The sequence below is a fragment of the Streptomyces sp. NPDC048142 genome, from assembly GCF_043202835.1.
Classification (GTDB): Bacteria; Actinomycetota; Actinomycetes; order Streptomycetales; family Streptomycetaceae; genus Streptomyces.
This window is the reverse complement of record NZ_JBIDBC010000001.1, coordinates 357,771-371,279: the sequence shown is the minus strand read 5'-3', so window position 1 is coordinate 371,279 and position 13,509 is coordinate 357,771. Positions and strand designations below refer to the sequence as shown.

The following is a 13,509-nucleotide window of genomic DNA, read 5'->3' as shown; positions in this document are numbered from 1 at the left end:
ATCACGTGCACCACATCGTTGGTCCTGCTGGCATTCCGGTCGGACCTCGCACGCGGTTGTCTCGTACGGACGATATTCCTCCAACCCCCAGGCGGCGTAGCGGAATCGGCCACGTCATGCCCACGAGCTCGGATAGTGACCGGAATTGGCTCCTGCGGGGGCCGGGAAGGGCAGCTGATGAACGTGCAGTACCCGATCGCCGGCCTCCGGGGGGCGCGCGCCGTCTCGCTGGTGCGAAGCGGCCGAGAAACGGGCGGACTTCCGTCCCGAGACGCCCGTGTGCCGGTCTGTCGTACGCGCGACTTCCAGATGGCGGCGGTGGTCCCTGCTCGGGCGGACGCCGTCGCCGGAGCGCGTCGTCAGCTCGCCGGCCTACTACAGAGCGCGGGGCTGTCGGAGTGCGCGGACGCGGTCACGCTCGTCGCCCAGGAACTGATGGTGAACGCCATGGTGTACGGGTGTGGCAACAGGCCGGAGGGCCGGTTCTCGATGAGGGCCACACACGGGCGCGGGCGCGTGCGGGTCGAGGTGGAGGACCCGTCCACCGAGCAGCCGCACGCCCGGCCCGCAGCTACGGATGAGGAGGGCGGCCGAGGGCTCCACCTGGTGGATGCCCTGGTCACACGCTGGGGGACGAGCCGCTCCGCGCCGGGCAGGGCTGGCAAGACGGTGTGGTTCGAGCTGGACCTCCTTGCTGGGGAGGTGACGTCGTGAACCTCGCCCGCATCCGCTCCGGACGCCGCCCGACCCCCACCACCCGGCACGTCGCTGCCGCCGCACAGGAAACTCTCGCGGTGGTGCTGGCGGATGGCGCCCCCATCCCCGAGAACGATCAGGACGTCCACGACCTGATGCTCCGGCTTCGTGGTCACCTCATGCAGCTCGGGGCGCTCGCGCCCGACCGACCCAGCGCTGTGACCAAGGCGATGGAGCTGGCCTGGGCACAGGAGGTCCTGGTGCCGGAGCTTCACGCCCAGGCTCTGATGCCGTTGGCCAGGTTCGCGACGGCCGTGCGAACGGTGCTCTGGGAGCTGCGCGCCGAGGGAGCTCTGTGCGAGCACTCGCCCCGGTGCCCGCCCGCCAGCGCTTCCGACCACCTGGCGGCCTGCGTCCTTGTCGCATTTCCCGCGGCCGGGTGGAGCGTGCTGTGCAACGGGCTGATCCTCTTCGAGGACACCGGGTACCTCCTGCCGTCCGGTGACGTCTTCGGCCCGCGGCGGCCGCTGCCGCGCGAGGCGGTGACGAGATGACCCCCTTCCCCGCGCCTGCCGGACAGCTCCTGGGCGTGCGGCTTCTTCCTGCGTCGGCCGCCTGCGACCACGAGTACTGGAAGACCAGGCTCGTGAACCCCCGCCTCCTGCTCGGCGCGGTGGCCGTGGCGCTGTACCGGCTTCCGCTACTGGCGGTCCCGGTCGGCGCGGATCGCCGCGGCGGGTTCATGGACCTGGCCAACCCGATCTTCGCCGAAGTACTCGCTGGCGCCCTGCGAGGACGTCCCGGCTTCAACCAGGTCACGGTCTCCGGGCAGGTCGTCCGCTGGGGGGAGCCGATACCGGAAGGCCTCGCCCCGGACGCCCGTCGCCGCTTCCAGGGCCTGCGGGAGGAGCCCAGGTACGAGCCCTGTAAACGCCCCCCCGCCGGACACGTGGGGCGTGGCGCGGGCGTGCGGAGCATGTCTCCCGTGCCCGAGTCACCGCCCGGACGCCAGCCCACTTCCACCTGGGCTGCCGTCGAGGCCGGCGCCGCGCAAGCCCCCTGACAGCCGCGGCGTCCTGTCCCCGCTCTGGAGCCGCGCCGGCCATCCCCGCCACGGCGCGGCACCAGAGCTCCGATCACTCGCTGGAGACCACCCTCATGACCTTACGCAGTGACTATCTGTGGCATATCGCTCTCGGTGAGCAGCCGCCCACGGAGCTTCCTTCGGACCCGGCCTCGGTACGGATGGGCGTGGCGCTCGGCCTGCCCTCGATCAACGCGCTCGTCGGGGACGGCACGGACGTCGAGCCGGTGCGGTACTGCCTGGCCCACCGCCAGGTCGTGGTGCCGGTGGAGGCCGACACGGTGCACCGGTGGATGGCCGCGCACTCAGACTGCGTCCCCGCGGCCGGGGTTCGGGGCTGTGGCGCGGGCGGCTACCGCGACTGCACCGGCCTGTGGGTGACCCACCCCGGATCGGAGCGGACCGCGGTCACCCGCGCCCGCATGCGCAGGGCACCCGGCCCACACAACCCACGGCACCAGGAGGCCCGCTGTGCGTAGACCTGCCTCCGGCAGCAGGCCCTGGTGGTCCTGGCGCCCTGACCGCGGTCACCTCCGCATCCTGACATTCGCCCTCGCGGTGATCATCCTCATCTACGCCGGATCCATCCCGAGGCAGTGGTGACCGCCACCGGACTGGTCATCACCGTCCTGATCGTGCTGGGCATGGCCGTCCTGGTGCTCCTCGGCCCCCGATGGACCGCTCGGAGGCCGCCGCCGGCGGACGGTCGTAAGCCGTCCCCGCCGAACGACCTGTTCTGACTCCGCCCTACCACCCACGCAAGGACGATTCGCGATGCTTCACTCTGTTCCGTCGCTACCGACCGAGGTGCCGCAGATGCCTGCCCGGATCGTGGCGGGCCTCTACCTGCGGTGTCTGCGCGAGGCGCGGGGCATCAGGCTGGAGGACGCGGCCCGCTCCGTCGGGGTATCCGCGGCGGCCGTCAGCCGGTGGGAGCGGGCTGAGTCCCCCATCCGGCCGGACGCGCTCGGCACGCTGCTGCGGCTCTACGGTGTAGCAGACGACCATGCGAGCTTCCTGGTGGGGAGTCTGCCGCCGCAGGGCTACGACCGCAGGGAGCACGCGGAGCGGGGTGAGGGCCGGCGCGCCCCGCACGACCGCTGGGTGGACGTAGCCTGCGACGAGGCGACGGCCCGTCATATCGCTGTGATGCGCTTGGCGAGCGAGGTCGTCCATTACTGCCGGTTGGTGCCTGCCGGTCTGCGCACCCAGGCATACCAGCGGGTCGTGCTGGACCCGGGCGTGTGTGTCGACCCTGATGAACCGGTGCTCGGGCTGCCGGCGTGGGTGCACCACGTGCCGTCGGCCGAGCGGCAGCGGCGGACCGTGCTGCTCGACGAGACCGTACTGACCCGGGGACGCGGCACTCACCCCGCGACGATGGCTGGCCAGCTGCGGCATCTGGCCGATCTCGTGAGCCGGGAGAGCTCTGACGGGCAGGGCCTGACCATCCGCATCCTGCCGCTGGACGAGGTGCTGTTCATCCACACGGTGGGTGCGGCCGCAGAGGTGATCCTCCACGGGCATCGCATGGTGGTGACGGTCGGCCTGTTCCCCAGCTATGAGACCGGCTCGGGCGCCGCCCGGGTCATCAGCGCCGGCCTGCACGAGGGCGTCGGCGCCGCGTGGAGCCGTGACGCGACGTACGAGGCGCTCGTGAGCGCGGCTGAGGGCATGGAGCGGAGGACCGCCTCATGACCGCCATCGTCCGGTTGCTCGCCGTACTGCTAGGTGCCACACCGCCGCAGGGGCCCATGAGCAGGCTGCTCGCCCTTGATGAGGCGGCCTTTGCCCGCCGCGTCCGGGACCGCCGTTCCGGCAGTGCGGGCCACAACGTCCCGGGGGCTGAGCAGGGCCGTGCGCATGTGGGGGTGGGCGCATGACCTCCAGGTTTCCCGACGGCTACTTCGCAAGACCGACCGTCGCTCGGGTGCAGGACCATCTCGACGGCGGCACCGACAACTACCTCGCGGACCGGGAGTTCGCTCGCGACCTGGTCGCGGCGGCGCCGTGGCTGCCAGGCAGCGTGCGCGTCAACCGCGCACACGGCCCCCGCGTCCTCGACTGCCTCACCCGGGAGTACAGCATCGACCAGGTCATCGACCTGGGATGCGGCCTGCCGCACGGCGACAACCGCGATGTGCCCGACGAGGTGCGCCGCATGGTGTACGTCGACTCCGACCCCGGGGTGGAGGCCCACGCGCGGATGGTCCTGGCCGAGCGGCACGGCACGGTGTCACTGCGGGCGGATCTCGCGGACATGCCGGCCCTTCTGGCTGCCGGACCGGTCGCGCGGCTCGACCGCGGCCGTCCGATCGGGGTGCTGCTGCACGCCGTCCTGCCGTGGCTCGGCGACGAACCGGCGCACACCGTCCTGGCTGCGCTGAAGTCTTGGCTGCCGTCCGGTTCCGTGCTGTCCGTCACTCACGCCACCACGGACACGGCGCCCGAGGCGATGGCCGCCCTCGCCGACCTCTACGAAGGGGTGGGCATCGGCTTCCGGCCCCGCTCGGGGCAGCAGGTACGCGACCTGCTCGCCTCCTGGGCGCCGTTGGAGGCGGGTGGGCCGGTGACCACTGCTTCCTGGCGTCGTCCCACGCACCTGCACTCGCGCTTCGACCCCTCGCACGCCTACGCCATCATCGCCTCGCCTGGAGACCGCACCTCATGACCACCCCGCCGCCCCTCGCCCTCACCTCGGCCGTTCGTGGGCCGCTCATCGAGGACTACGGCCTCATCGGAGACCTGGAGACCGCTGCTCTGGTCTGCCGGGACGGCAGCGTCGACTGGCTGTGCCTGCCGCGCTTCGACTCGGCCGCCGCATTCGCCGGCCTGCTCGGCACGGACGAGCACGGGTTCTGGCGGATAGGCCCCGCCGTAGACGCCAGCGTGTCGGCGCCGTACGCGGACCGGCGCCGTTACCGGGGCGACAGTCTCATCGTCGAGTCCGAGTGGGACACCGAGACCGGCACGGTTCGCGTGCTCGACTTCATGCCACCCCGTGACGGGCACGGCCCGCAGCTGATCCGGATCGTCGAGGGCGTCACCGGCACGGTGGAGATGGCCTCGACGCTCGCCCCACGGTTCGGCTACGGGCAGCTCGCGCCGTGGATCTACGACGAGGACGGGCGGACGGCCGCGGTGTCCGGGCCGGACGCGGTGTGGCTCGACACGTCCGTACCGGGCCGGGAGAAGGACAGCGCTGTCCACCACCACTTCGAGGTATCTGAAGGCGGATGGGTCGTCTTCGCCTTGAGTGCGGGGGCCTCCCATCTGCCGGCTCCGGAGGTGCCCGACGCCGACGCGGCGCTGCGGAGGACCAGCGACTTCTGGACGGCGTGGGCAGGCCAGATGACCTACCAGGGTCCGGACCGCGATGTGGTCCTGCGGTCCCTGATCACGCTCAAGGCCCTGACCCATTCCAGCGGGGGCATCGTCGCCGCCCCCACCACGTCCCTGCCCGAGGAGATCGGCGGCGTCCGGAACTGGGACTACCGGGCCTGCTGGCTGCGGGACTCCGCGATGACCGTGGCCACGCTGCTGCGCGCCGGTTACCGCGACGAAGCGGTCGCGTGGCAGCGCTGGCTGCTGCGCACGCTCGGCGGGGACCCGCACAACCTGCAGATCATGTACCGGGTCGACGGCGGCCGCGACCTGCCCGAGCTGGAGCTCACGCATCTGCCCGGCTACGAGGGCTCCCGGCCGGTCCGCATCGGCAACGGAGCGGTCGACCAGCTCCAGCTCGACGTACCGGGCGAGGTCATCGACACGCTGTACCTGGCCCATCAGAGCGGGATCGAGCTTTGCGTAAGCACCAAGGCCCTGATCCTCGCGCTCGTCGACTACGTCCGCCGCAACTGGAGCAAGCCCGACGACGGCATCTGGGAAGTCCGCGGCGGCCGACGGCATTTCACCCACTCCAAGGTCATGTGCTGGGTGGCAGTCGACCGGGCTCTGCGCCTGGTCGACGCCGGTGTGCTCGACACCGACCGGGACGCCCTGGCCGCGCTGCGCGAGGAGATCCACCAGGACGTGTGCACGCGCGGCTTCGACGCGGCCCGCAACACCTTCACCCAGTCCTACGGCTCCCAGGAGCTGGACGCCTCGCTCCTGCTGCTCCCCCGCAGCGGATTCCTGCCGGCGGACGATCCGCGGGTGGTCGGCACGGTCGACGCGGTCCGCCAGGCGCTGGAGCACGACGGCCTGGTCCACCGCTACCCCACCGACGGCCGGCACCGGGGAGTGGACGGCCTGCCCGGCGACGAAGGCGCCTTCATGCTCTGCTCGTTCTGGTTCGCCGACGCCCTGGCCTTGACCGGGCGCCCGGCCGAGGCGGCGGCACTGCTGGAGCGGCTGCGGGATCTGCGTACGGATCTGGGCCTGCTGGCCGAGGAGTACGACCCCGTGGCCATGCGCCAGCTCGGGAACTTCCCGCAGGCCTTCTCCCTGTGCGGACTTGCCGACAGTTCCATGCTCCTGGCGGAGCTGAGCCGCCCGGCCGAGCTGGTGACGGCCCCGTGAACGCCGAACCCACCTCGCCCGATCTCTCCCACCTGAGGAACACGACCGCCGTCTCCGTGAGGATCCGATGACTCTGATACAGGACGTTGCGCTGCTGGCGCTGCCAGGCGGCGCCGCCGCTGTCGCGGGCGGGACGGCGGTGTACTTCGCCAGATCCGCCGCACGCCACCGCAAGGACGCCGGCGCGGCCAACCGCCGTGCCAAGAAGGCCGAGCAGGCGGCGGCGGCGCGCGACGAGGAGGCCATGCACCTGGTGCACTCCCGGCTCCCCGCGCTGGTCTACGCACTGCAACAGGGGACCGGGAACCCGGCCGCCGCGTACGGTGCGGTGCTGCACCAGTCGCTGGCCGGCACCGACACCGACAGGGCATTCCAGGCGGTGCTGGAGCAGGTGGCCACGGCGCTGTCCGAGGCGGCCGCACGTTCCGAGGGAGCGGCGCGAGTGGCGGCGCAGGCGACCACGAAGTCGCTCCAGCCCCTGGGCTACGAGCTCCAGGCCGCGATCACCAAGCTGCTGGATGCCGAGCACGACCCCAAGACGCTGGAGTTGGTGCAGCCGATCGACCACGCCGCGAGCCAGATGGCCCGGCGGCTGCAGATCATCGGAGTGCTGACCGGCACGTGGCCCGGCCGCCTGCGCGACGACGTCCCGATGCTCGATGCGTTGCGCGGCGGCGTCTCCCGGATCCGTGACTACCGTCGCGTCCGCGTCCCGGCCGCCGTGCCGTTCCATGTCGCCGGCCGGTTCGTGGAGCCGCTCGTGCTGATGCTGGCCGAGCTCATGGACAACGCCGCCCGGTCCAGCTCTCCCAAGACCCCGGTCGAGGTGTCGGTTATGGAGGCCCACAACGCGGTGAGCATCGAGATCCACGACGCCGGGCCCGGGATGACCCCGGAGGTCCTTCACGAGGCGCGGCGGCGTGTGTCCGGCGCCGTGCCGGTCCAGTTCACGAGCCTGGGCAATCCAGCGGCCTTCGGGCTCCTCGGCGTCGGTGTACTGGCGGCCAAGTACGGCTTCCGCGTCAGCCTCGACCTCGACCACTCCCGTCACGGCGGCGCCCGGGCCGTGGTGCAGGTGCCCCGCACCATGCTCGTCCCGGCGCCCGCCCCGCAACCCGAACCCGCGCAGCGGCCGGCCGCACCTCATCCGGCGCCCGCCGCCGGGCCGTCCGGCGAGCAGCAGCGCTACGAGGTAGGCGCCGACGGCCTGCCCCTGCGCCGCCGCCACGCCGCCCCGCCGCCAACGTGGGAGCCCACCCCGGCCGCGCCGACTGCCGCGCCCCCGCCTCCGCTCGCCGGCCGCGCCCTGGCCGCGTTTATCCAGGGCACACGATCCGCCCCCGTCCCGACCCCCAACGAGGAGCCGAACCCGTGAACCAGTCCGCCCTCCCCGACCTGTCGTGGATCCTCGACGAGCTCGTCGAATTCCCCGCCGCCCGCCACGCCGTGCTGCTCTCGGCCGACGGGATGCGCATGGCCGCATCCCCCGAGGTCACCGCTGATCTGGCCGACAAGATCTCAGCGACCGGCTCCGGGATTCAGTCGCTCAGCCGCAACGCCGCCCAGTTCGTCGGCGGCGACGCCGTCACCTGGCATCAGACGATGATCCAGTACGACGGCGGCTACCTCTTCCTCGTCGCCGCCAGCACCACCTCCTACCTGGTGGCCTCCGCGACGATCGACGTGGACGTCCTGGCCTTCTCGGACCGGATGGCCAAGGTCGTCGAGCGCCTGGGGCACGCCCTTGCGGCCGGCCCGCGCCAGCAGCAGGACGAGCTGGGATGAGCCCGACGGGGCACGGCGACGACCGGCTGGTGCGGTCCTACGTGGTCACCGGCGGCCGGGCGCAGCCCAGCCGCAACCACTTCGACCACATCACCCTGATCACCCTGTCTGCGTCCTCCGGGCGCCTCAACCGTGCCCCGCTCAACCCCGAGCAGCTCGCCATCCTCGACGCGCTGGCACGGACCTCCCAGTCGGTCGTCGAACTCGCAGCCCTCCTGCGCCTGCCGGTGAGCGTGATGCGGATCCTGCTCTCCGACCTCATGGAAAGCGGTCACATCACCACCCAGCAGCGCATCACCCACACCGCCGCCCCCGACCTCAAGATGCTGGAGGACGTCCTTGCCGGGCTTCACCGACTGTGAACCGCCGATACTGCGCGGTGACGAGCGCACCGCGAAGATCCTGGTCGCCGGACACTTCGCCGCGGGCAAGACGACCCTGGTCCACGGTCTGTCCCAGATCCCGCCCGTCAGCACCGAAGAGGTCATGACGAGCGCCGGCGCGGACCTCGACTACACCGACCTGCCGGCCAAGACCGCCACGACCGTGGCGATGGACTTCGGTCGTCTCCACCTCGCCGAAGACCTCGTCCTCTACCTCTTCGGCGCGCCCGGCCAGCCCCGCTTCTTCAACATCCTCACCGACCTGGCGCGCGGCGCGCTCGGCGCGCTCGTCCTGACCGACACCCGGCGCCTGGACGAGACCTACCCCATTCTCGAGCGCGTCGAGCAGCTCCGTCTCCCGTACGCGGTGGCCGTCAACGCCTTCGACGGCGCCCCCGTCCACCCCGAGGCCCGGCTGCGCGAGGTGATGGCGCTCGACGACACGACCCCCCTGGTCACCTGCGACGCCCGGGACCGGGACAGCACCCGCGACGCACTGATCGTCCTCGTCCGCCACCTCGTCACGCTGAACTCGGAGCCCGCCCGATGACCGCCCGCCCCCATGCCTCCGCGCAGTGCCCCGTGCGCGGCCACACCCCGCCGCCGCCCCAGAGGCCGCTGCCGATCTACGGCCCGGCCTTCGACGCCGACCCCCAGGCCACCTACCGCCGCCTCCGCGAGCAGGGCCCCGTCGTGCCCGTCGAGATCTCCCCAGGCGTGTACGGCTACCTCGCCGTCACCTACGAGGCCTGCGTGTACCTGCTACGCAACACGCCCTCCCTGTTCGCCAAGGACCCCACCGACCACTGGGAGGCCCTGAACAGCAGGCGGATCCCGCCGGACAGCCCCGCGCTGCAGATGATGATGCCCAGGGACAATGCCCTGTGGAAGGACGGGCCGGAACACGCCCGGCTGCGCGGCGCCATCACCGGCGCGCTCGCCCGCATCGACACCTACGCGCTGGCCGACACCGTCGCCCGCGTCGCCGACATGCTGATCGACGCGTTCTGCGCCGCCGGACAGGCCGACCTCATCGCCCAGTACGCCGACCCGCTGCCGATGCTCACCGTCATCGACCTGTTCGGGTCCACGCCCGACCACGGCCAGCGGATCATCCAGCTCGTCACCAGACTGTTCGCCGCCGGCCCGGACGCCGGCCAGGCGAACGCCGCACTTGAAGCCGCCTGCCTGGAACTGGTCCTCCTCAAGCGGGCCCAGCCCGGCCGGGACATCGTCACATACCTCATCCAGGCCGGACTCAGCGACGCCGAAATGGTGCAGACCCTGCTGCTCCTCTTCGGCGCCGCCGCCCCGCCGACCGCCAAGCACATCGGCCGCGGCATCCAGCGCCTCCTCAGCGACGAGCGGTTCGCCGGCAGCGTGCACACCGGCGTCACCCCGGTGGCCGCCGCCCTCGAAGAGGTCCTCTGGAGCGAACCGCCGGTCTCCAACTACTCCCCTCTGTACGCGCGGGGCCGCCAGCACGTCGAGGGCGTTCCGGTCGAGCCCGGCTACCCGATCGTCATCTCCTTCGCCGCGGCCAATTCCGACCCGGCCGTGACCGTCGACTACGACGACCGCGCCGGCAACCGGGCGCACATCGCGTTCTCGGCCGGTGCCCACGGCTGCCCCGCCCCCGGGCTGGCCCGCGTCATCTCCGAAGCGGCCATCGAGCACCTCCTCGACCGCCTGCCCGCCCTCACCCTCGCCATCCCCGCCGACAAGGTGACCGAACTGCCCGGCACCTTCCTTGCCGGACCCGCGTCCCTGCCCGTCCACTTCCAGCCCGCCCACACCGGAAGGTGACCACCATGCCCACGAGTACCCCCAACACCCAGGCTCCTGCGGCCGGATGCCCCTACCGCCTCGACCCGGCCGGTTCCGACATCCAGAGCGAAGCCGCCACCCTGCGCGAGCGCGGACCAGCCACCCGCGTCCTGCTCCCCGGCGACATCCCCGCCTGGTCGATCACCGACCCGGGCCTCATACGCCGCCTGCTCACCCACCCCGACATCTCCAAGGACGCCGCACAGCACTGGCCCGCCTACACCAGCGGACAGCTCCCGGCCGACTGGCCGCTGCGGATCTGGGTCGACGTCCGCAACGCGCTGTCCGCGTACGGCCAGGAGCACCGGCGCCTGCGCCGCCCGCTGGCCGCCGCGTTCAGCTCCCGCCGGGTCCGCGCCCTCGTCCCACAGATCGAAAGGCTCGTCCACGCCCTCCTCGACGAACTCCAGAGCGCCGGGGCCGACGAAGTCGTGGACTTGCGGGCCCGGTTCGCCTGGCGGCTGCCGCTCCTGGTCGCCGGCGCGATCCTCGGCGTCGGCGAGGACCTCCACGACGACTTCCGCGACGCAGTCGGCCAGTTGTTCGCCACCGACCTGGCGCCCGAGGAGGCCGATGCGGCGCAGGCCCGCGTGTACGAGCTGATCGACCAGCTGATCGAGCAGAAGAAGACGAAGCCGGGCGACGACGTCACCTCCGGTCTCATCGCCGCCCACCAGGCCGGGGACATCAGCGACACCGAGCTCCGCGACAGCCTGGTCCTCCTCATCGGCGCCGGCCACGAGACGACCGTCAACGCCCTCGACCACGGCACCGTCAACCTGCTGACCCACCACGACCAGCTCGCCCGCGTCCTGGACGGCGAAGTCGCCTGGGACCAGCTCACCGAGGAAGTCCTCCGCCACCAGGCCCCGATCGCCACCATCATCATGCGATTCGCCGTGGCCGACGTCTTCGACGAGGCCACCGGCGTCACCTTCGCCCGCGGCGACGCCCTCGTCATCAACTACGCCGCCGCCGGCCGCGACCCCAATACACACGGCCCGGACGCCGACGAGTTCGACGCCGGCCGCACCACCGCCCGCGACCACCTCGCCTTCGGCCACGGCCCCCACTTCTGCCTCGGCGCCGAACTCGCCCGCATCGAAATCCGCATCGCCCTCCACGCGCTCCTCACCCGCTTCCCCAACCTCCAGCTCACCGTCCCCGCCGAAGACCTCGTGCCGCTGCCCAGCTTCATCTCCAACGGCCACGTCTCCCTGCCCGTCCGCCTCGGCCCGCCCTCCGCGCCCACGAAGCCCTCCAACCCGGCCGCCGCCTGACCACGTGACCAACCAGGAACTCGAGATGACCACCACCGACACCCCGCCCACGACCACGCTCCTGACCGACGCCCAGAGGCGTGCAGTCGCCCCTCTCATCTACGGCGGGACCAACGAGTCGATCGGCGCCCAGATACACCTGTCCGCGGAAGGAGTGGCCAGCCACCTCCGGACGACGCGCAACGCCCTCGGCCGTCGCGGATGCTCCCGACCGGTCCTCGTTCACGCCCTGCTCACCGCCCGCGAAGTTCCGCCGCCGGCATGCCAGCGGCCCTGCCCGGACCTCACCACGCGGGACCTCCAACTCCTCCAGGCGCTCGCCGAGCACTCCCGAAACGAGGACATCGGCCGTGCCATCGGTGTCCCGGGCAGCGACGTACGAGCCGAGATCGACGCCCTCGTGGCCAAGGCATGCGCGGACAACCCGGTCCACCTCGTCGGCTTGGGCCACGCCTGGAACATCCTCAGCGACGACGGCGTCGTCGCTGAGCACACCTTGGTCGACCCCGCCGGAGCAGTGCGATGAACTCCATCACCTCCGGCGCCACCGCCCCCGTGAGCACCCAGGACGACCGCGACGGCCGGGCAATGTGGATGTACGAGACGCGGCCGATCGTGACGGCCGCCGACCGCGAAGCGGCCACCGCTCTCGTCCAGGACCGCAACCTGTGGCTCAGCCGACGCGGCCACGACGCGCCAGCCCTTCACATCACAGCCTTCCGCGACCACCGCGCGGAGCCGGTTGGCCTGTACGAGGAAGACGGCGGGGACGAAGTCCTCGTCGGCTGCCTCCTCCTGCACCGGCAGCCGGACCTGCGGACGTGGGGCGTCGACGACCCGGCTCCGACCCTGAAGGCCTCCCTGGCCCACACCGCCCCCGGCCGCACCGACCGTGCCGGATGGCTGATGACGCTCTGGCTCGCCGACTACGCGGCCCGCACCGGCATCGACTGCGTGTACGCCGAGGCCCCGGATCGGAGTACCGCATCCGGAGGAACCGAAGGCCGGCTCCTGCGGCATCTGCGCGACCTCGGTTGGGAGGTCCTCGGGTCCGGGCGCAACCCAGACGGCCACCAGGTCGCCCGGATTCGGCTGGCCGCCGCGCCCTCGCCCGGCCTGGCCGCGCTCATCCGCTGCACAGTCCCCGCCGCGACGCGACGCGGGCCCGAGGAGGACAACAGGCGATGAGTACCCTCACCCGGCCCCGGGCCGGACTCGTGCCGCCCCCGGGCCGCGTCCTGCCCCCGCGGGCACGGGCACTTCGCCCGGCCACGGCCGCGCCCCCGCCGCTGAAGGATTCCCGCACGCTCGCCATCTGGCGGGACGGCATCAACCGGGCCGCCCTCGCGCGCTCCCGTGAGGCCCTGCCCGTGGTGCTGTACACGCTGACCGGGCCGGGCGGCGACCCGCACGCCGACCTCGCCGCCGCCCAGGGCTACGCCGACGCGCACCGTCTGCTCGTGGTGGACCGGATCGTGGACTTCCTGGGCGTCGGCGACCAGGCCTGCGCCGACTCCCCGGAGCTGCGGCGCGGATACGCCCGCACCCTGCACCTCATGGGCGACCCGTCCTCCCCCGTAGGTGGGCTGGTCACCATCAGCCAGACCGCGGTGACTCGCGTCGGCCGCCTCTACGAGGCACAGCTCGCCCTGTACGCCGCTCGCAGCGCCGCACTGCACCTCGTACGCAGTGAGACCGAGATCTGAGTGATGCCCCCGACCACCCTCTCCCCACTACCCCAGGCCACTGGAGGCGCACTGTGACGGCGGCCCCCAACACCACCAACTTGGCGGCACTGAACGGCAGCCCGACCGCCCGGCAGACCCTGACGCCTACCTCTTGCTGGCCTCACCTGGAGAGGCGCACCCGCTCCACCAGGGCGCCGATGGGCGGTAGCGGGTGATGAGCAGGCAGCTGTACGACCGCACGCCCC

The 13,509-nt window shown here is 72.1% G+C and carries 17 protein-coding genes; all 17 read left to right on the top strand.

Annotated features, from left to right (window positions below; all coding sequences use genetic code 11):
- Positions 1 to 177 precede the first annotated feature (177 nt).
- Positions 178 to 714 (top strand): ATP-binding protein, encoded by a 537-nt coding sequence (locus tag ACGF2Y_RS01880; RefSeq protein ID WP_392942348.1) that lies wholly within the window; start codon positions 178 to 180, stop codon positions 712 to 714.
- Entirely contained in the window at positions 711 to 1,250 is a 540-nt protein-coding gene (locus ACGF2Y_RS01875) for a DUF5999 family protein (RefSeq protein ID WP_392942347.1), read from the top strand. The genes ACGF2Y_RS01880 and ACGF2Y_RS01875 overlap by 4 nt, the downstream gene beginning before the upstream one ends.
- On the top strand, positions 1,247 to 1,759 hold the full coding sequence (locus ACGF2Y_RS01870; RefSeq protein WP_392942345.1) for a DUF6302 family protein: 513 nt from the start codon (positions 1,247 to 1,249) through the stop codon (positions 1,757 to 1,759). Before ACGF2Y_RS01875 ends, ACGF2Y_RS01870 begins: the two co-directional genes overlap by 4 nt.
- Positions 1,760 to 1,854: 95 nt before the next feature.
- Positions 1,855 to 2,259: a hypothetical protein gene (locus ACGF2Y_RS01865; protein ID WP_392942343.1), complete on the top strand. Its 405-nt coding sequence runs from the start codon at positions 1,855 to 1,857 to the stop codon at positions 2,257 to 2,259.
- 120 nt (positions 2,260 to 2,379) lie between these two features.
- Entirely contained in the window at positions 2,380 to 2,520 is a 141-nt protein-coding gene (locus tag ACGF2Y_RS01860; protein WP_392942342.1) for a hypothetical protein, read from the top strand.
- 76 nt (positions 2,521 to 2,596) lie between these two features.
- Positions 2,597 to 3,478: a Scr1 family TA system antitoxin-like transcriptional regulator gene (locus ACGF2Y_RS01855; protein ID WP_392942340.1), complete on the top strand. Its 882-nt coding sequence runs from the start codon at positions 2,597 to 2,599 to the stop codon at positions 3,476 to 3,478.
- A 181-nt stretch (positions 3,479 to 3,659) separates the two neighbouring features.
- A complete protein-coding gene (locus ACGF2Y_RS01850) occupies positions 3,660 to 4,451 on the top strand; it encodes an SAM-dependent methyltransferase (protein WP_392942338.1) in 792 nt (263 codons plus the stop codon).
- Positions 4,448 to 6,301, top strand: coding sequence for a glycoside hydrolase family 15 protein (locus ACGF2Y_RS01845; protein ID WP_392942335.1), 1,854 nt, complete (start codon positions 4,448 to 4,450; stop codon positions 6,299 to 6,301). The genes ACGF2Y_RS01850 and ACGF2Y_RS01845 overlap by 4 nt, the downstream gene beginning before the upstream one ends.
- A gap of 67 nt (positions 6,302 to 6,368) precedes the next feature.
- Complete coding sequence (locus tag ACGF2Y_RS01840) at positions 6,369 to 7,676, top strand: ATP-binding protein (RefSeq protein WP_392942332.1); 1,308 nt, start codon at positions 6,369 to 6,371, stop codon at positions 7,674 to 7,676.
- On the top strand, positions 7,673 to 8,086 hold the full coding sequence (locus ACGF2Y_RS01835) for a roadblock/LC7 domain-containing protein (protein ID WP_392942329.1): 414 nt from the start codon (positions 7,673 to 7,675) through the stop codon (positions 8,084 to 8,086). The genes ACGF2Y_RS01840 and ACGF2Y_RS01835 overlap by 4 nt, the downstream gene beginning before the upstream one ends.
- Positions 8,083 to 8,448 (top strand): DUF742 domain-containing protein, encoded by a 366-nt coding sequence (locus ACGF2Y_RS01830; RefSeq protein WP_392942326.1) that lies wholly within the window; start codon positions 8,083 to 8,085, stop codon positions 8,446 to 8,448. The genes ACGF2Y_RS01835 and ACGF2Y_RS01830 overlap by 4 nt, the downstream gene beginning before the upstream one ends.
- On the top strand, positions 8,426 to 9,019 hold the full coding sequence (locus tag ACGF2Y_RS01825) for an ATP/GTP-binding protein (RefSeq protein WP_392942323.1): 594 nt from the start codon (positions 8,426 to 8,428) through the stop codon (positions 9,017 to 9,019). The genes ACGF2Y_RS01830 and ACGF2Y_RS01825 overlap by 23 nt, the downstream gene beginning before the upstream one ends.
- Positions 9,016 to 10,275 (top strand): cytochrome P450, encoded by a 1,260-nt coding sequence (locus tag ACGF2Y_RS01820; protein WP_392942321.1) that lies wholly within the window; start codon positions 9,016 to 9,018, stop codon positions 10,273 to 10,275. Before ACGF2Y_RS01825 ends, ACGF2Y_RS01820 begins: the two co-directional genes overlap by 4 nt.
- 5 nt (positions 10,276 to 10,280) lie before the next feature.
- Positions 10,281 to 11,576 carry a cytochrome P450 gene (locus ACGF2Y_RS01815; RefSeq protein WP_392942318.1) on the top strand — a complete coding sequence of 432 codons (1,296 nt, stop codon included), beginning with the start codon at positions 10,281 to 10,283 and terminating at the stop codon, positions 11,574 to 11,576.
- A 25-nt stretch (positions 11,577 to 11,601) separates the two neighbouring features.
- Positions 11,602 to 12,102 carry an AsnC family protein gene (locus ACGF2Y_RS01810; RefSeq protein ID WP_392942315.1) on the top strand — a complete coding sequence of 167 codons (501 nt, stop codon included), beginning with the start codon at positions 11,602 to 11,604 and terminating at the stop codon, positions 12,100 to 12,102.
- Positions 12,099 to 12,764, top strand: a complete 666-nt coding sequence (locus ACGF2Y_RS01805) for a hypothetical protein (RefSeq protein ID WP_392942312.1) — start codon at positions 12,099 to 12,101, stop codon at positions 12,762 to 12,764. The genes ACGF2Y_RS01810 and ACGF2Y_RS01805 overlap by 4 nt, the downstream gene beginning before the upstream one ends.
- Positions 12,761 to 13,282: a hypothetical protein gene (locus ACGF2Y_RS01800; RefSeq protein ID WP_392942309.1), complete on the top strand. Its 522-nt coding sequence runs from the start codon at positions 12,761 to 12,763 to the stop codon at positions 13,280 to 13,282. The genes ACGF2Y_RS01805 and ACGF2Y_RS01800 overlap by 4 nt, the downstream gene beginning before the upstream one ends.
- Positions 13,283 to 13,509: the final 227 nt, after the last annotated feature.

Bases quoted from the DNA above. Each gene is read 5' to 3' on its own strand.
- ACGF2Y_RS01880 (WP_392942348.1), top strand. From the start codon at position 178: ATGAACGTGCAGTACCCGATCGCCGGCCTCCGGGGGGCGCGCGCCGTC.
- ACGF2Y_RS01870 (WP_392942345.1), top strand. From the start codon at position 1,247: ATGACCCCCTTCCCCGCGCCTGCCGGACAGCTCCTGGGCGTGCGGCTT.
- ACGF2Y_RS01865 (WP_392942343.1), top strand. From the start codon at position 1,855: ATGACCTTACGCAGTGACTATCTGTGGCATATCGCTCTCGGTGAGCAG.
- ACGF2Y_RS01855 (WP_392942340.1), top strand. From the start codon at position 2,597: ATGCCTGCCCGGATCGTGGCGGGCCTCTACCTGCGGTGTCTGCGCGAG.
- ACGF2Y_RS01850 (WP_392942338.1), top strand. From the start codon at position 3,660: ATGACCTCCAGGTTTCCCGACGGCTACTTCGCAAGACCGACCGTCGCT.
- ACGF2Y_RS01845 (WP_392942335.1), top strand. From the start codon at position 4,448: ATGACCACCCCGCCGCCCCTCGCCCTCACCTCGGCCGTTCGTGGGCCG.
- ACGF2Y_RS01840 (WP_392942332.1), top strand. From the start codon at position 6,369: ATGACTCTGATACAGGACGTTGCGCTGCTGGCGCTGCCAGGCGGCGCC.
- ACGF2Y_RS01830 (WP_392942326.1), top strand. From the start codon at position 8,083: ATGAGCCCGACGGGGCACGGCGACGACCGGCTGGTGCGGTCCTACGTG.
- ACGF2Y_RS01820 (WP_392942321.1), top strand. From the start codon at position 9,016: ATGACCGCCCGCCCCCATGCCTCCGCGCAGTGCCCCGTGCGCGGCCAC.
- ACGF2Y_RS01815 (WP_392942318.1), top strand. From the start codon at position 10,281: ATGCCCACGAGTACCCCCAACACCCAGGCTCCTGCGGCCGGATGCCCC.
- ACGF2Y_RS01810 (WP_392942315.1), top strand. From the start codon at position 11,602: ATGACCACCACCGACACCCCGCCCACGACCACGCTCCTGACCGACGCC.
- ACGF2Y_RS01805 (WP_392942312.1), top strand. From the start codon at position 12,099: ATGAACTCCATCACCTCCGGCGCCACCGCCCCCGTGAGCACCCAGGAC.
- ACGF2Y_RS01800 (WP_392942309.1), top strand. From the start codon at position 12,761: ATGAGTACCCTCACCCGGCCCCGGGCCGGACTCGTGCCGCCCCCGGGC.